16 protein-coding genes and 4 tRNA genes are annotated in these 16,332 nt (G+C 68.1%); 19 read left to right on the forward strand and 1 reads right to left on the reverse strand.

Translation table 11 applies throughout. The annotated features are described in order from the left end of the window. Positions 1-15: 15 nt before the first annotated feature. The 5 genes from C3E79_RS01510 to C3E79_RS01530 are packed head-to-tail and all read left to right on the forward strand — an operon-like array spanning position 16 to position 4,502. Positions 16-516 carry a hypothetical protein gene (locus C3E79_RS01510; protein ID WP_108403321.1) on the forward strand — a complete coding sequence of 167 codons (501 nt, stop codon included), beginning with the start codon at positions 16-18 and terminating at the stop codon, positions 514-516. Positions 517-526: 10 nt separating this feature from the next. After that, entirely contained in the window at positions 527-2,134 is a 1,608-nt protein-coding gene (gene menD, locus C3E79_RS01515) for a 2-succinyl-5-enolpyruvyl-6-hydroxy-3-cyclohexene-1-carboxylic-acid synthase (RefSeq protein WP_108403322.1), read from the forward strand. 5 nt (positions 2,135-2,139) lie between these two features. Continuing rightward, positions 2,140-2,547 carry a DUF3592 domain-containing protein gene (locus tag C3E79_RS01520; RefSeq protein WP_412778847.1) on the forward strand — a complete coding sequence of 136 codons (408 nt, stop codon included), beginning with the start codon at positions 2,140-2,142 and terminating at the stop codon, positions 2,545-2,547. 45 nt (positions 2,548-2,592) lie between these two features. Continuing rightward, positions 2,593-3,801, forward strand: a complete 1,209-nt coding sequence (locus tag C3E79_RS01525; RefSeq protein WP_108403324.1) for a glycosyltransferase family 4 protein — start codon at positions 2,593-2,595, stop codon at positions 3,799-3,801. An 11-nt stretch (positions 3,802-3,812) separates the two neighbouring features. Then, complete coding sequence (locus C3E79_RS01530; protein ID WP_108403325.1) at positions 3,813-4,502, forward strand: demethylmenaquinone methyltransferase; 690 nt, start codon at positions 3,813-3,815, stop codon at positions 4,500-4,502. A gap of 16 nt (positions 4,503-4,518) precedes the next feature. Here C3E79_RS01530 and C3E79_RS01535 read toward each other — a convergent pair whose 3' ends face one another. Continuing rightward, positions 4,519-5,742, reverse strand: coding sequence for a geranylgeranyl reductase family protein (locus C3E79_RS01535; RefSeq protein WP_108403326.1), 1,224 nt, complete (start codon positions 5,740-5,742; stop codon positions 4,519-4,521). A 158-nt stretch (positions 5,743-5,900) separates the two neighbouring features. Here C3E79_RS01535 and C3E79_RS01540 point away from each other — a divergent pair, with 158 nt between their 5' ends. From C3E79_RS01540 to C3E79_RS01605, 14 genes are all read left to right on the forward strand, one after another. Next, positions 5,901-6,917, forward strand: a complete 1,017-nt coding sequence (locus tag C3E79_RS01540) for a polyprenyl synthetase family protein (RefSeq protein WP_108403327.1) — start codon at positions 5,901-5,903, stop codon at positions 6,915-6,917. A gap of 82 nt (positions 6,918-6,999) precedes the next feature. Then, positions 7,000-7,084 (forward strand) — tRNA-Tyr (locus C3E79_RS01545). A gap of 221 nt (positions 7,085-7,305) precedes the next feature. Next, a tRNA-Thr gene (locus tag C3E79_RS01550) sits at positions 7,306-7,378 on the forward strand. 36 nt (positions 7,379-7,414) lie between these two features. Next, positions 7,415-7,486, forward strand: a tRNA-Met gene (locus C3E79_RS01555). 69 nt (positions 7,487-7,555) lie between these two features. Further along, positions 7,556-7,631, forward strand: a tRNA-Trp gene (locus tag C3E79_RS01560). A 24-nt stretch (positions 7,632-7,655) separates the two neighbouring features. Beyond that, complete coding sequence (secE, locus tag C3E79_RS01565; protein ID WP_108403328.1) at positions 7,656-7,985, forward strand: preprotein translocase subunit SecE; 330 nt, start codon at positions 7,656-7,658, stop codon at positions 7,983-7,985. A 139-nt stretch (positions 7,986-8,124) separates the two neighbouring features. Beyond that, positions 8,125-9,003, forward strand: coding sequence for a transcription termination/antitermination protein NusG (gene nusG / locus C3E79_RS01570; protein WP_108403329.1), 879 nt, complete (start codon positions 8,125-8,127; stop codon positions 9,001-9,003). A gap of 185 nt (positions 9,004-9,188) precedes the next feature. Next, the gene (gene rplK / locus C3E79_RS01575; protein ID WP_108403330.1) at positions 9,189-9,617 is read left to right on the forward strand and encodes a 50S ribosomal protein L11; all 429 of its coding nucleotides are present in this window, start codon (positions 9,189-9,191) and stop codon (positions 9,615-9,617) included. Positions 9,618-9,716: 99 nt separating this feature from the next. After that, positions 9,717-10,427, forward strand: a complete 711-nt coding sequence (rplA, locus tag C3E79_RS01580; protein ID WP_108403331.1) for a 50S ribosomal protein L1 — start codon at positions 9,717-9,719, stop codon at positions 10,425-10,427. Between the two features lie 154 nt (positions 10,428-10,581). Then, positions 10,582-12,249, forward strand: coding sequence for a TIGR03773 family transporter-associated surface protein (locus C3E79_RS01585; protein ID WP_187346088.1), 1,668 nt, complete (start codon positions 10,582-10,584; stop codon positions 12,247-12,249). Then, a complete protein-coding gene (locus C3E79_RS01590) occupies positions 12,246-13,793 on the forward strand; it encodes an anchored repeat ABC transporter, substrate-binding protein (protein WP_108403332.1) in 1,548 nt (515 codons plus the stop codon). The genes C3E79_RS01585 and C3E79_RS01590 overlap by 4 nt, the downstream gene beginning before the upstream one ends. Positions 13,794-13,796: 3 nt before the next feature. Beyond that, a complete protein-coding gene (locus tag C3E79_RS01595) occupies positions 13,797-14,675 on the forward strand; it encodes a choice-of-anchor M domain-containing protein (protein ID WP_108403333.1) in 879 nt (292 codons plus the stop codon). Further along, on the forward strand, positions 14,672-15,454 hold the full coding sequence (locus tag C3E79_RS01600) for an anchored repeat-type ABC transporter ATP-binding subunit (RefSeq protein ID WP_108403334.1): 783 nt from the start codon (positions 14,672-14,674) through the stop codon (positions 15,452-15,454). The genes C3E79_RS01595 and C3E79_RS01600 overlap by 4 nt, the downstream gene beginning before the upstream one ends. After that, positions 15,447-16,325, forward strand: a complete 879-nt coding sequence (locus C3E79_RS01605) for an anchored repeat-type ABC transporter permease subunit (protein WP_108403335.1) — start codon at positions 15,447-15,449, stop codon at positions 16,323-16,325. The genes C3E79_RS01600 and C3E79_RS01605 overlap by 8 nt, the downstream gene beginning before the upstream one ends. Positions 16,326-16,332: the final 7 nt, after the last annotated feature.

Here is a 16,332-nt window from a genome sequence, read left to right on the forward strand (position 1 = left end):
GCTACGCTATTGCGCATGCACCCACAGGACCCGACAGACCCCAACAACGAGACGCGCCAATTCGGGCGCCAGCCCGAGCCGCCGCGTCGGCCACAGCAGTACTTCCCAGATCCTGAGCCCGAGCGTGAGCCTGCGCCCGAATACGACTACAGCTATGCGCAACCCGAGCCCGCTGCGGGCCCGGTCCGCGAGGATCGCTCGAGTACGGCGGCCATTGCGCTGGGCCTCGTCGCCGCGCTGGCGACCGCGGCTGCGGTGCTCATGATGTTTCTCTGGCGTGGGGCGGCCGAGGAAGCCAACAAACCGCCGCAGACGGTCACCGTGACCTCGACGGAGGTCAGCACCACGACGGCCACGACGACGGCGAGCCGCGCGCCGGCGCTCCCGCGGGAGCTGCCCTCCGAGCTGCCGAGCGAGTTACCAAGCGAGCTGCCGAGCGAGGTCTCCGAGGTGATTCCGCCTGATGTGCGCGATGAGCTCGACGGCCTGCTGGAGAGCCTGCGCGGCGGCCAGTAAGGTGGCGCAGATGGACAGCATGGACGTAGCCACGCACGTGGTTGACCGGCTCGCTGCGCACGTCACCGATGTCGTGCTTAGCCCGGGCTCGCGCACATCGCCCCTGGCGTATGCGCTCTTTGCCCGCGAGGATATCCGGGTGCACGTGCGTATCGACGAACGCAGCGCGGCCTTTACCGCGCTGGGCATGGCTCGCGTGCAGCGCCGCCACGTCGCAGTGGTGATGACGTCGGGCACCGCGGTGGCCAACGCCTACCCCGCCCTCATCGAGGCCTATATGTCCCACACCCCGCTCGCGGTGGTCAGCGCCGACCGCCCCGCGCGGCTCGTGGGCACGGGGGCGTCCCAGACGATCTGGCAGCAGGGAATCTTCGGGCGCTACGCCGCCACCCAGCAGGTCGATGCCCCCGGCGCCGAGATCTCGTTCGAGGCCGACCAGGTCCACATCAACGTCGCCCTCGACACCCCGCTGGTGCCGGACGAGCTGCCGGCACGGGTGGGTGCGCCGCGCCGCGTGGGTCCGGGGCGGTTGCAGCCGAGCCCCAGCATCGACCACGGCGTCGTGGAGGTCGACCTCGGGCGCGATACCCTCGTCGTCGCCGGCGACGAGGCCTGGGAGGTGCCGGGCCTCGAGCACGTGCCGACGATCGCGGAGCCCACCGCGCCGACCCCCTTCCACCAGGTGCACCCGCTGGCGGCGCGGTTTTTCGCCCAGCGGTCGGTGGCGGTGAGCCACGACGGCGGGGACTTCGCCGCAAACACCAAGCCGGAGCAGATCATCGTGGTCGGTCACCCCACCTTGCACCGCGATGTCATGGCCCTGCTGGCAGACCCGGACATCGAGGTCATCGGCCTCTCTCGCACGGAGACGTTTACCGGCGCCCCGAGCCGCCGCGGTACCCGGGTGAAGGTCTCCGGGCAGCCGAGCGATACGTGGGTGAAGATTTGCGACGCCGCGGGCGAGGTCGGCGCCGAAACGGTGCGAGGCGCGCTCGCCGAGGATGGCTTCGGGTTCACCGGACTCCACGTCGCCGCGGCGGTCGGGGACACGCTCGGGGTGGGCGACACGCTGGTGCTGGGTGCGTCGAACCCGGTGCGCGACGCCAGCCTGGTGGGCCTTCCCTTCGACGGCGTGACCACCCTGGCGGCGCGCGGGGCGGCGGGGATCGACGGCACGGTCTCGCAGGCGATCGGCGTCGCGCTGGCCACCCAGCGGCTCCACCCGGACGAGGTCCGCGCCCCGCGGACGGTGGCCCTGGTGGGCGATGTCACGTTCCTGCACGACGCAGGCGGTCTGCTCATCGGCCCCGGCCAGGACGCCCCGAGCAACCTCACCATCGTTGTTGCCAACGACGACGGTGGCGGAATCTTCGAAACGCTCGAGGTCGGCGCGCCGGCGGTGCGCGGGGTGTTCGAGGAGGCCTTCGGCACGCCGCACGGCGCCGATATCGCATCCATCGCACGCGGCTACGGGGCGCACTACTCGCAGGCCCTAAGCCTGCGCGAGCTTATCGACGCCCTCTTGGACGCCCAGGACGACCCACTGCCCGTCCGGATCATCGAGGCCCGCACCACCCGGGCGACCCGCCGCGCGTTGGCAGAGAGATTGGCCAGGTGAGCGGGATCAACTGGCGCCGCCGCCTCATCCAGCTCATCCTCGCCCTCTACGCCTGCGCCCTGCTCGGATCCGTTGCCATGGTGGCCGGCCCCGCGATCAACGACGCGAAGATCGCCGCGGCCCCCGGGCGCGGCATGGCCACGGTCACCCAGGTCGGCCTCCTGCGCACGTCGGTCGACTACCAGGACGAGCAGGGCCGGTACCATTCCCCGCGCGACGGCCTGCTCTACCCGACGGGGCTTGGGGAGGGGCAGCGGGTGTGGGTGACGTACGCGACGACGGACCCCGACGTGGTCAAGGTCGAGGGGCGCGGCTGGGGCCTGGCGGTCATCCCGGCGCTTTCGGTGGCCGCCGTGGCGACTCTGCTTGCCGCGGGCGCCTACGCTGCGGTGGTGCGCGTCACCAAGAATTAACCTGCATTTTATTCGCCGTCTCCCGGGGTGTGCGATGCTGGTCCCATGCGTGTCGGAATCGTCGCGGAGTCTTTCCTGCCCAACGTCAACGGCGTGGTCAACTCGGTACTGAGGGTCCTCGAATACCTCAAGGAAGAGGGCCACGAGGCCATCGTCATCGCGCCGGGGGCCCGAGACTTCCAGGAGGAGGTACCGGACTACCTCGGCTTCACCATCGTCCGTGTGCCCACGGTGATGATCCCGCTGGTCGATTCGCTGCCCATCGGCGTGCCCACCACGACCGTGACCGCCGCGCTGGCGGACTTCGAGCCGGACGTCATCCACCTCGCCAGCCCCTTCGTCCTCGGCGGCGCCGGGATGTTCGCCGCGCTCCAGCTCGGGGTGCCGGCCGTCGGGCTATTCCAAACCGACGTCGCGGGGTTTGCCACCCAGTACCACGCCGGGGTGCTCGCGAGCGTGGCGTGGGATTGGACCCGCAACATCCACAATAACTGCGAGCTCACCCTGGCGCCCTCCTCGGCGGCGATCCGGGACCTCGAGAGCCACGGCGTTGACAACGTGCGGCACTGGGGGAGAGGCGTCGATACGACGCTCTACCACCCGCTGAAGCGCTCCGATACGCTGCGCCGGACGTGGGACCCGACGGGGCGCAAGAAGATCGTCGGGTTCGTCGGCCGCCTCGCCTCCGAAAAGAGCGTGCACCGCCTCGCGCCGCTGGTGACCGAGCCGGGCGTCCAGATCGTTGTTGTGGGCGACGGGCCCGAGCGCAAGGCCCTGCAAGAAGCGCTGCCCAACGCCGTATTCACGGGCGCGCTCTACGGCGACGACCTCGCGCGCGCCTACGCCAGCCTGGACCTGTTCGTCCACACGGGCGAGTTTGAAACGTTCTGCCAGACGATCCAGGAGGCACAGGCCTCCGGCGTGCCCACGATCGGCCCCCGCGCCGGCGGGCCGATCGACCTGATCGAGGAGGGCTACAACGGCCTCCTCCTCGATGTCGATACCTTTGAGCGCAACCTCGTGGACGCGGTGCGCTACCTTATCGACGACACCCGCCACGCCGAGCTTCGGGCCAACGCGCGCGAATCCGTGGCGAACAAGACCTGGCGCGCCCTCTGCGAGCAGCTCATGGGCTACTACGCGGAGGCCATCGAAGGCTACGACCGCACCTCGATCCACATCTTCGGGCGCTCCATCGCGCTGCCGGGGTGGGTGCGCCGGGCCCGCCGGAAGCGCGGGGCGAGAACTGCGTAGAGTTGTGCCTTATGGCCAAGGCTGATCTGGAGAAAAAACCCTTCGACGTGGCGGGGATGTTCGACGACGTCGGCGAGAACTACGACCTCACCAACACCGTGCTCTCCTTCGGCTTGGACAAGTACTGGCGTCGGCGCACCAGGGAGCGCTTGGGGCTGAAACCCGGCGAGCTCGTGCTCGACCTCGCGGCAGGCACGGCCGTGTCCACCGAGGAGCTGGCCAAGTCCGGCGCGTGGGTGGTGGCGTGCGATTTCTCCCAAGGCATGCTCGCCGCGGGCAGGAGGCGCGCGGTGCCCAAGGTCGCCGGGGACGCCATGGCCCTGCCGTTCGCCGACGAGACCTTCGACGCCGTGACCATCTCCTACGGCCTGCGCAACGTCTACGACTTCCGCGCCGGGCTGCGAGAGATGGCGCGGGTGACCAAGCCGGGCGGGCGTCTCGTGGTCAACGAGTTCTCCACCCCGAACCTGCCGGGCTTTCGCGCACTCTACAAAAACTACCTGCCGCTCGCCCTGCCGGCGCTGGCGAAGGTGTTCTCCTCCAACCCCGAGGCGTACGACTACCTCGCTGAGTCGATCCGCGCCTGGCCCCACCAGGCGGAGCTCGCCCGCGAGATCAACCGCAACGGGTGGGAAGACGCCGGGTGGCAAGACCTCAGCGGCGGCATCGTGGCGCTGCACAGCGCGGTCAAGCCGGGCTAGCCGCACTCGCCGCTGCCTACGACACGCCCCAGAGCGTTTCGCGCTTCGGGGTGAGGCGACCGGCCTTGCGCCACGCCCACGAGACGAGGTCGCGGTCTGACTCCGTGACCACGTTGCCCATGAGCCGGGCGGCGGCCGGCATGAGCTTCGCACCGAGCGGGCCGCGCAGCGCGAGGGGGCCGACCGCGGGGAGGAACCGGGGGTAGGTCAGCAGCCGGGCCGCCGTGCGCGCGAGGGCGAAGGCGTCCCCGTAGGTGTGGCGCAGCATCTCGGGCCAGGCAAGCGTGAGGTCGAAGCCGCCGGGGGCCGCGGCGATCATGTCCACCGCCAGGCGGGCGGTCTCCAGCCCGTAGTCGATGCCCTCACCGTTGAGCGGGTTGACGCAGGCCGCCGCGTCGCCGATGAGCGCCCAGTTGCGGCCCGCCACGTTCGTGACAGCCCCGCCCATCGGCAGCAGCGCGCTGGTCAGGCCGGTGACCGGGCCGAGCCCCCATTCCTCGCGCCGCTCGGCGGCGTAGGCGCGGAGCAGGGCCTTCGTGTTCACCTTCGCCGGGCGGGCGTCGGTGCTCAGCGCGCCGCAGCCGAGGTTGACGGCCCCGGCGCTCCCCCCGAGCGGGAAGATCCACCCGTAGCCGGGTTGCACGGCGCCGGCGCCGTCGCGCATCTCGAGGTGGGAGTGCAGCCATGGTTCATCGGCACGCGGAGAGGTGCAGTACGATCGCGCGGCGATGCCGTAGACCTCGCCGCGGTGCCAGGCTCGGCCGAGCATTTTGCCCAGCGGCGAGCGCACCCCGTCGGCGACGATGACCCACTTCGGCCTGATCTCCCCCTGAGGTGTGTCGATGCGCGCGATCGCGCCGCCGCGTACGTCCACGGCGGTGGCGGGGCAGTCGTGGCGGACCTGAGTGCCGGCGCTTCTCGCGGCGGCGACCAAGGAGGCGTCGAAAAGCGCGCGCGGGCTGGCGGAGCCCTGCGCGCCGAACGGGCCGTCCGGCCAGGGGGCGGTGACCGAGCCGCCGAAGCCGTGCAGTTTCAGTCCGCGGGTGCGGTAGGCGGGCGCCTCGATCCCGAGCTCGCGCAGGGCGGACACCGCGCGCGGGGTGAGCCCGTCGCCGCAGGTCTTGTCGCGGCCGGCGGGTTTGGCGTCGATAAGAATTGTGGCAAGGCCCGCGCGCTGCGCCCAGATCGCCGCCGCGGCCCCCGCCGGGCCCGCGCCGACGACGGCGACATCGAACTCCATGCTGCTAGTCACGGTGCACCATTGTCGCACATCCGGCGCGCCGCACACGCGACCCGTATACAGCGTGGAGGCGGGCGGTGGACTAGCGTAGATACGGCACCTTCACCGCGTATGAAGGCCGCGATAGACCCACACGACACACCCCAAGGATGACACCGATGACCCACGGGATCCCACCGGCGCCCCGCCACGACTTCTCCATGGACCTAGGCGATGCGGAGCTGTCGGCGCGGGTGAGCGAGGGGATGCGGCGAGTCGAAGACCTCCTCATAGCGAGGTTGTCGGTCGGGGAAGACTTCGTGGTGGACAAGGTCACCCACCTGGCCACCGCCGGGGGCAAGCGCTTCCGGCCCCTCGTGGCCCTGCTGTGCAGCGAGTTCGGGGCGCAGCCCCACAGTGAGAACACGATCAAGGGTGCGGTCATTACCGAGATGGTCCACCTCGCCACCCTCTACCACGATGACGTCATGGACGAGGCAGAGATGCGACGCGGCGTCGCCTCCGCGAACACGCGCTGGAACAACACCGTCGCCATCCTCGCCGGCGACATCTTGTTCGCCCACGCCTCGGAGATGATGAGCGAGATTGACACCGCGACGGTCAAGCACTTCTCCGAGACCTTCTCCACGCTGGTCACGGGGCAGATGCGGGAGACCATCGGCGCCCGCGGCGAGGATCCGGTCGCGCACTACCTCAAGGTGATCGAGGAAAAGACCGCCGTGCTCATCTCCTCGGCGGCCTACCTCGGCTCCTACCATGCGGGGGCGAGCCCCGAGGTTGTGGAGCGCTGCGTCACGGTCGGGCGGGCGATAGGGATGATCTTCCAGATTGTCGACGACATCATCGACCTCTTCTCCGACCCAGAGCAATCGGGCAAGATTCCGGGCACGGATCTGCGCGAGGGCGTGTTGACGCTCCCCGTGCTCTACGCCATGCGCGAGGACTCCCCCGCAGGCGAGCAGCTCCGAGACATGCTCACCGGCCCCCTCGAGCGGGACGAGGACGTCGCCTACGCCATCGAGCTGATCCGGCAGACGGGCGGGGTCGAGGCGGCGCTGAGGGTGGTGCGCTCGTATATCGAGGTCGTCGAGGAGCAGCTCGACGCTCTGCCCGACGTCCCCGCGAACCGCGCCCTGCGCCACCTCTCTGCCCATTCGGTAGACCGCGTGGGCTAGCCGAAGGGCGCCTTCAACCTGCGGATTTGCTCTAGATCCCACTCGTTGTTGTAAGGTTATTCACGCACTCGTTGGAGTGCACGCCAGGTTGCCCGAGCGGCCAAAGGGAGCGGACTGTAAATCCGTCGGCATTGCCTACAGAAGTTCGAATCTTCTACCTGGCACCACGCTGTAGCAGGCGAAAACCCGTATCCTTCCTTCGCGGAAGGGTGCGGGTCTTTTCGTCTTCTTGCCGCGTGGCAAACGGGGGAAAGGTGGCGCGGGAGGCCGCCTAAAAACTCTCGAAAAACAGCCCCTTACCTGTCGATTTGTTAATGTGGTGTGTGGCAGGTTAATCTTTTCAAGGCTTCAGAGGAGCGGGCATGAAACGCCCACAACACGAGGCTGTGCCCCCTTAGCTCAGTCGGCAGAGCGTCTCCATGGTAAGGAGAAGGTCAGCAGTTCGATTCTGCTAGGGGGCTCTGTTGTTTGCGAGGGTGTGGCCCTGGCAAACGCATGGCGGTGTAGCTCAGTGGTAGAGCAAGCGACTCATAATCGCTGTGTCGAGAGTTCAATTCTCTCCATCGCTACTCACCTTGACTCGGGGCGCGTAAGCGCCCGTGGTAGGGTAGGCGTACTGTATTTCACCGCAGTGCCCTAGGGGCGTGGCGCAATTGGTAGCGCAACGGTCTCCAAAACCGTAGGTTGCAGGTTCGAGTCCTGTCGCCCCTGCCAAAGCTTCAACTTGGAGGAGTTTTTGTGACGAACCCGCAAGGTCTCAACCCCGCGCAGCCGACCGGAAAGCGACAGCTGCGCGGGGCTTCTCCCGTGTCTTCGGGCTCGGTCGAGGGCAAGCGCGCTGCCGATAAGGCCGACAAGGCGGAGGGGACCGGCGATAAGGTCGGCGGCGGCCCCGCGGCTTTCCCGGGCGAGGTCGTCTCCGAGATGCGGAAGGTCATCTGGCCCACCGGCCGCCAGATGTTCAACTACACCCTCATCGTCTTCGCGTTCCTCATCGTCCTCACCGCCCTGGTGTGGAGCGTCGATTGGGTCGCTGGCTGGGCGGTTGAGAAAATCCTCGTGCGCTAGCTATACTTGCTTACCGCAACGACGTCCCGCTGCCTCGCTACATGCGAGGGTGGCGGGACACTTTATTTCCCGCCCCTGCCCCCCGCTCGTCCGTCCGTCGGTAGGCTGGGGCGCGATCGCGAAACGTTAGGAGAAACTCATGGCTGAAGACACCACCGGAGCAATCGAGAACAACGAGCAGGAAATGATCGGCGAGGGCGCCCCCGTGACCCCGGAGACGGATCCCGAGGCCACGGAGAACGAGTCCACCGGCGAGGTGGGCGAGTCTGATGCGGACCCTGACTCCGACGAGGAGTCTGATAGTACTGGCCCCGACGCGGCTGCCGGCGCCGCGGACGCACTTGGGGCCGAGGAGTCCGGCGACGCGGAGTACCGCCGTCGGCTTCGCGAGTACACCAAGGAGCTCAAGAAGCTCCCCGGCGACTGGTACATCATCCAGTCCTACTCGGGCTACGAGAACAAGGTGAAGACCAACCTCGACATGCGCATCCAAACGCTCGAGGTGGAAGACTCCATCTTCGACGTCGTCGTACCCATCGAGCAGGCCATCGAGCTGAAGGATGGCAAGCGCAAGCTGGTCAAGCGCAAGCTGCTGCCCGGCTACGTGCTCGTGCGCATGGAGATGAACGACGCAGCGTGGTCCGTGGTGCGCGAGACCCCTGGCGTGACGTCGTTCGTGGGCAACGAGGGCAACGCCACCCCGGTTAGGCACCGAGACGTGGCGAAGTTCCTCATGCCGAAAGAGCCCGCCGTCGTGGATGATTCGGCGCAGAAGTCCGCCGCCAATGCCGACGGCGAGACCGTCATTGCGATGCCGCAGGAAGAGGTCGCCCCGAAGCTGGCGCACGACTACAAGGTCGGGGAGGCCGTGACCATCCTCTCCGGCGCGCTGGCGACGGTGTCTGCGACCATCTCCGAAATCGACGAGGAGACGGGCAAGATCCAGGCGCTGGTCTCCATCTTCGGCCGCGAGACGCCGGTGGAGCTCACCGCGGACCAGATCGAGCGGATTATGTAGGAGCTTTTTTGCTTGGCGACGCCAAAGTGGCGTAGAGTCAGACGTCGCGCGTTCCGTCCTCACCGAGGTCGGCGGCGCGGCGTTTTCGTTCATTCATCCCCGGTGGCTCCAGCTTGTGTGGGGCATCCGGCAGGGCGCGTTATTCATCGTGGCGCGGCCCCGTACCAAGGAATCGAGGTAATCCGATGGCAAAGAAGAAGGTCACAGGCCTGATCAAGCTGCAGATCGAGGCGGGCATGGCTAACCCGGCACCGCCGGTCGGCCCGGCCCTCGGTGCGCACGGCGTCAACATCGTCGAGTTCACCAAGGCCTACAACGCCGCCACCGAGTCGATGCGCGGCAATATCATCCCGGTTGAGATCACGGTCTACGAAGACCGCTCCTTCACCTTCGTGCTCAAATCCCCGCCGGCGGCGAAGCTCCTGCTCAAGGCCGCTGGCCTGCAGAAGGGCTCCGGCGTCCCGCACACCCAGAAGGTCGGCTCCGTGACCTGGGAGCAGTGCAAGGAGATCGCCGAGCAGAAGAAGGAAGACCTCAACGCTCGTGACATCGAGGCGGGCGCGGCGATCATCGCCGGCACCGCGCGCTCGATGGGCATCACCGTCGAGAAGTAAGCCCTCCCCCCGGCTCGCCCCGGGGCAGGCGTGTGGCAGGGCCGGCCAGGCCCGTGGACCACGACTCCCTACCCACTTTCAAGGAACAAGGAACTCAACATGGCAAAGAAGTCCAAGCGCTACACCGAGATGCTCGCCAAGGTGGATCGCGATACCCTCTACCACCCGCTCGATGCGGTCGCGCTGGCGAAGGAGACCTCCTCCGACAACTACGACGCGACGATCGACGTGGCCATCCGCCTCTCGGTCGACCCACGCAAGGCCGACCAGCTCGTCCGCGGCACCGTCTCCCTGCCGAACGGCACGGGTAAGACCGTGCGCGTCGCCGTCTTCGCCGAGGGTGAGAACGCGACCAAGGCTGAGGAGGCCGGCGCGGACATCGTCGGCACCGACGCGCTCATCGAGCAGATCAACGCCGGCCAGCTCGATTTCGACGTGGCTATCGCCACCCCGGACCAGATGGCCAAGGTCGGCCGCGTCGCCCGCGTGCTCGGCCCGCGCGGCCTCATGCCGAACCCGAAGACGGGCACGGTGACCCCGGACGTGGCCAAGGCGATCGCCGACGTCAAGGGCGGCAAGATCGCCTTCCGCGTGGACAAGGCCGCGAACCTGCACGCGCTCATCGGCAAGGCGTCCTTTAGCGCCGAGCAGCTCGCCGAGAACTACGGCGCGCTCCTCGATGAGGTCGTGCGCCTCAAGCCGTCCTCCGCGAAGGGCATCTACCTGAAGAAGATCTCGGTCTCTGCTACCCAGGGCCCCGGCATCCAGGTCGATCCTTCTGTGCAGAAGAACTACGCCACCAAGGCCTAACGGCCCTGAAGCGCGAAAAGAAAAGCCCCGCTCTGAGCGGGGCTTTTCTCATGTGGTCATCCCTTTTGGGGGTAATTGGCGCCCCGGTTCGCCAAACGGTATCCATTACCGCTAAGATTCCTATCGTTTTCTACGAGAAGGGATATCAAAGGCCATGGCTCTACGCATGGGTAGGCTCTCTCCTGCGCTTTTGCTCGCCACCGTCGCTGCCGCAGGAACTCTTAATGTTGGAACTGCGGCGTTGCCGACAGCCAATGCAGATACAGTCGCGCACGTCGCGCAGGGCGCGTGCGCCCAAGGCCTGCAACCGCTGGTCAAGGACGATCGCACGGTCCCTGCACAGTGGAAGGATCCCGCCTCGCTGGTCTTCGGCCTTGGCGATGCGGCGAAGGCGAACCTGCCGCAGGCGATCGGCCCCGTCCCGGCCGGCCCGGTGTGGATGATTGGTTCGACCCAGCAGGCCGGCGTGCCGTGGCTGGGCGCGAACACCCAACACCCGGACCTGCTGAGCAAGACCTCCGGCCAGGTCACCTGGGAGCTCGCGGGCTTTGAGGGCCCGGGCGCCATGGCGGTGTTCACCCAGGGCGGTCTCGGCCAGGTCGTCGGCGAGCAGTGGTTCACCGCCGGCAACGGGGCCATGCAGGGCAGGCACACGATCCCGGCGAACTCCCACGTGCACCCCTCGTGGGTCTTTAGCAAGCCGGGGACCTATAAGGTCACGATCCGGCAAACCACCACGTCGAAGGGCGGGGAGAAGCTCACCGGGCAGGCCACCTTGACGTTTAACGTCGGCGGGTCGGGCAACGCCAACGAGGGCCACTTCGACTTCGGTAGCGCGCCCTGCTCCAAAGGGGGTTCCGCAGGCGGCTCCCAGGGCGGCCAGAAGCAGGCCGCTGGGCAGCAGGGGCAGCAGGCACAGGCCCAGAACTTAAGCAGCGGCTCGAGCAGCAAGTCGGCCGGCAAGGCGACCTCCGTTGCGGCCAAGCCGGCGAGCAACTCCACCGCCGGCGGCGGGGAGCAGACCTGCACCGCCGGTATCGTTCCCCGCGTCAAGGACGATCGCACGGTCCCTGCACAGTGGAAGGATCCCGCCTCGCTGGTCTTCGGCCTTGGCGATGCGGCGAAGGCGAACCTGCCGCAGGCGATCGGCCCCGTCCCGGCCGGCCCGGTGTGGATGATTGGTTCGACCCAGCAGGCCGGCGTGCCCTGGCTGGGCGGGAACACGCAGCACCCGTCGCTGCTGGAGAACACCAAGGGAGACGTCACCTGGGACATTGCGGGCTTTGAGGGCCCGGGCGCCATGGCGGTGTTCACCCAGGGCGGTCTCGGCCAGGTCGTCGGCGAGCAGTGGTTCACCGCCGCCGATGGCAAGGCGCAGGGCAGCCACACGATCCCGGCGAACTCCCACGTGCACCCCTCGTGGGTCTTTAGCAAGCCGGGGGCCTATAAGGTCACCGTCCGCCAGACCACGACCGCGAAGGGCGGGGAGAAGCTCACCGGGCAGGCCACCTTGACGTTTAACGTCGGCGGGTCGGGCAACGCCAACGAGGGCCACTTCGACTTCGGCACCGTCTTCGACCCCAAGGGCAGCTGCTCCAGCGGCGGCGCGGGGGCGGCCGGCGGCGCTACCGGCGGCGGTGAGGCGGCCGAGGGCGGGGCGGAAGCCGTGCGCGAGGGCAGCCTCGCGGAGACCGGAACCACGGTGATGACCCTGCCGTTTGCCGTGCTCGGACTGGGCATCCTGGTCTTCGGCGCGGGGCTGGTCTTCCTCGACGCTCGCCTGCGTAGCAAGCTGCTGACGGCGGTAGGCGCGCGGCGGTGAGCAAGTACGCAGCAATCCTTGCAGCGGGGGCGGTTGCGTTCTTGACCGCCTGTGCCCCCGGGAGCGCCGCGACGCCCGGGGGCGGGAGCGAGGATGGTCGCCTCCGCGTCGTCGCCTCCACGTCGATTCTTAGCGACGTCGTGAAGAACGTCGCCGGGGACGCCGCGACGGTGACCGGGCTCATGCCCCCCGGCGTGGATCCGCACACTTACGAGCCGAGGCTGCACGCCACCCGGGATATCGCCTATGCGGACGTCGTGTTTACCAACGGGCTCCTCCTCGAGCCGCAGTCGCTCACGCGCACGGTGGAGACCACGGCGCGCCCCGGCGCGGCCGTGGTGGAGCTGGCCGAGCAGGCGCAGCGCTACGGGTTTAGCCCGATTCCGCTGGTCGAAGACGCCAGCCTGGATACGGTGTGGCTCGGGCTGAAGGTGGCCACCAAGGGCGACCTCCCGCCCACGGCGGTGGCGGACTTCCGGCTCACCGGTGCGCGCGGGCCGGGTGAGGCGGCGGCGTTCGTGCTGGGGACCTTCGGCACGCCCGAGGTGTTGTTCAACACCCGGGACCGAGTGGACCACAAGGACGTCACGACGCTGCCTACCGACGCCCACACGCACGTGAGCTGGGCGTTTTCGGAACCCGGGGTCTACGAGCTGGATTTCCGGGCCGATGTGCGCCCCTCCGTCGATGCCACGGAGGTGCGCGAGAGCGTCGAGCGCACCGTGACCGTGGTGGTGGGAAACGACCCTGCGCAGGCCGCGCCCGGCAAGCAGGTGATTGACCACGGGCACGTCGACATCGCCACCGTCGTCGATGGGGAGAGCAGCGATATCGTCCTGCGCGGGGACGCCCCGCCGGACCTGGGGACCGACGAGGCGGTCATCGCGGTGCCGAACACCACGCTGCAGCCGATCCCGCCGCAGCGCGAGTTCCGCTTCCTCGGCCAGCCTGGGCAGGAGACCTACCTCTTGCCGCAGGCGGTGCTGGGCAGGCACGTCCACGGCGAGCTCGATCCCCACCTGTGGCACGACGTCTCCGCGATGAAGGCAGTGGTACAAGTTGTGCGCGACGAGCTTAGCGCCGCTGACCCGGCGAACGCGGACGCCTACGCCGGCAACGCGAGGGGATACCTCGCGCAGCTCGACGAGGTCGATGAGTTCATGAGCGCAGCGATCCAATCTATCCCGGAGGAAAACCGCAACCTGGTCACCACCCACCACGGGTATTCGTACCTCGGGAGGGCCTACGGGATGAAGATCGCGGGGTTTGTCACCCCCAACCCCAGCGTGCAGGCGAGCCCGCGAGACCTCATGGCGCTGACGAGGACGCTGGAGAACCTCGACGTCCCCGCCGTGTTCTTGGAACCGGAGCTGGCGGGCAAGTCGAACGAGCTGACGGAGACGGCGAAGACCCTCGGGGTGCGCGTGTGCCCCATCCGGGGCGACTCGCTCGATCCCGAGGGCTCGGGTGAGGCGAGGTCGTACGTGGAATTTATGAGGGCCAATGGGGCGTCGCTTAGCGAATGCCTGAAAGGAAGGGAATAGAAGATGAAACGCACTCTTGCGGCATTCGCCGTGGTTGCCGCGATGGGGCTCCACGCGCCCGCGGCTGTGGCCCAGGTTGCCGATAAGGACCCTGCGCTGCAGCAGCAGGTCAGCGCGGATGAGAACATCGCCCCGGCCGGGGAGCGCACCGTGATCTCCCAGGGCCACGCCGATTTGGGGGCGATGTTTGTGGGCGAGAAGCTCGAGTTCCTCGTCCGCGATGACTCCCAGGTCCCGCCCGTGTGGCGGCACCTTGACGACGTCGTCTTTGACGTCGGCGATGAAGCCATCCAGACGCTGCCGGAGACCGGTGATTTCGACTTCACCGGCGCCGGGCCGGGCGAAGAAGTCTGGGTGATCCCGCAGACGGAGATCGCCGGGGTGCCGTGGCTGGGGTGGAATACCCAGGCCCCCGCGCTGCTGGACCGCGCCTCCGCCGGGGTGAGCATGGAGTTCGGCGGCCACGACGGCGAGGGGGATTTCACCCTGTTTATCCAGCCCGGCGGCTTCCACCAGCCCCAGCAGCTGTGGAACTCCCAGCTCGAGGGTGCGCAGCCGATGTGGGTGGAGCCGAACACCCACACCCACGCCAACTGGGTCTTTACCGACCCCGGCGTCCACCTCGTCGGCGTGCGCGCGGTGGTCAAGGACAATGCAGGTCAGGTGCACACGGCGGAGCAGGTCGTCCGCCTCGCCGTGGGCGAGGGCACCGACGTCAACGCCGCGTTCGAGCGGGATTTCGCCCCTGCGGATCCCTCGGCGGGAGGCGTCGACTCAAAGCTCATCGCGATTATCACCGCGGTGGCTGTCGTAGTCATTGTCGCGGTGCTCGCCGCCGTGGCGGCGCTGCGCTCTCGTTCTCGTTCTGGGAGGCGGTCATGAGTAAGCCGTTGCTCAAGGCCCGCTCGGTCTCGGTCACTTACGGCAACCGGGTCGTCTTCCGCGATGTGGACTTCTCCGTCTCTGCCGGCGAGTTCGTCGGCCTGATCGGCCCGAACGGAGCGGGGAAGACCACGCTGATGCGTGCGTTGCTGGGGCTCGTGCCGGTGGCTAGCGGCACCGTCGAGGTCGGTGAACTCACCGGTACCGCCGTGCGCGAGGCCATCGGGTATGTCCCGCAGCGCCACGACGTGGCCTGGGATTTCCCGCTCGATGTCTACTCCGCGGTGCTCTCGGGTGCGCTGGGTAAGGGGCGCTGGTACGCACGGCCGGGGCGCGGGGACGCCGCGGCTGCAGAAGCCGCCCTCGAGGAGGTCAACCTCCTCGACCTGCGCGCCCGCCCGGTCGGCGAGCTCTCGGGCGGGCAGCGCCAAAGGGTGCTTCTCGCCCGCGCGCTTGTGCGCCGCCCGCGCGTGCTGCTTCTCGACGAACCCTTCACCGGCCTCGACATCCCCTCAACGGAATCTCTGTTGGGGCTCTTCCGACAGCTCGTGGGCACGGGAATCTCGATTGTGATGTCAACCCACAACATCGTCGAGGCGGTGGATTCCTGCGACCGGCTCGTCCTGTTCCGGGGAGGGATCGTCGCCGACGGCGCCCCCGGCGCACTGACCGAGGCGGGCTGCTGGATGGACACCTTCGGGGTCGGCCCGGATTCGCCGTGGTTGCGCTCGCTGCGCACGCACACCGCCGCCGGAGTGGGGGAGGTAGCACGTGCCTGAGATCGGGTTTTTCCAATTCCTCGCCGATGTGGCGAACCCGCAGCTTGCGTTCTTACCGCGGGCCCTGGCCGTCGCGTTGATCTCCTCCGTGGTCTGCGCGGTGGTGGGGTGCTACGTGGTGCTGCGCGGGATGTCGTTCATTGGCGACGCCGTCGCCCACGCCGTCTTCCCAGGCATTGCCCTAGCCTTCGCGCTCGAGGTCTCTGTCTTGCTCGGCGGCGCGGTCGCCGGGGTCGTGGTGGCCGTGGCCATATCCACGCTCACCCAGCGGCGCCGGATCAAGGAGGACTCCGTCATCGGCATCGTCTTCGCCGCCGCCTTCGCGCTCGGCCTGGTGGTGATCTCCCGGGTGGAGGGCTACACGGCGTCGCTAAGCTCGTTCCTCTTCGGCTCCTTGACCGGCGTGGACACCGGGGCGATCTGGGTGTGCGCCGTCGCCGGGACAGTCATCATCGCGCTCATGGTGGTGCTGGGCCCGTGGCTCAGCGCCGTCGCCTTCGACCGTGAGACCGCGCGCGCGATGAACCTGCCGGTCTACGCGCTCGACCTTGCCCTCTACCTCAGCGTGACTGCCGCGGTGGTGATCTCGGTGCAGACCATTGGCAACATCTTGGTCCTCGCGCTGTTGGTCACGCCCGCGGCGGCCGCGCGCCTCTATACCGACAACCTCGGCACGATGATGTGGCTGGCCGCCGGAATCGGGGCCTTCGCCAGCGTCATCGGGGTGTGGTTGTCCTGGTCCTACGATTCTCCGACTGGCGCGACGATCGTGCTGGCCGTCACCGCCATCTTTGCCCTCAGCTGGCTCTTCGCCCCGCGTCAAGGCGTGGTGGCGGAGAAGATCCGCCTCAGCCGGGTCGAACCCGTATAAGGAGATG

This window comes from Corynebacterium liangguodongii, from assembly GCF_003070865.1.
GTDB classification, from domain to species: Bacteria; Actinomycetota; Actinomycetes; order Mycobacteriales; family Mycobacteriaceae; genus Corynebacterium; species Corynebacterium liangguodongii.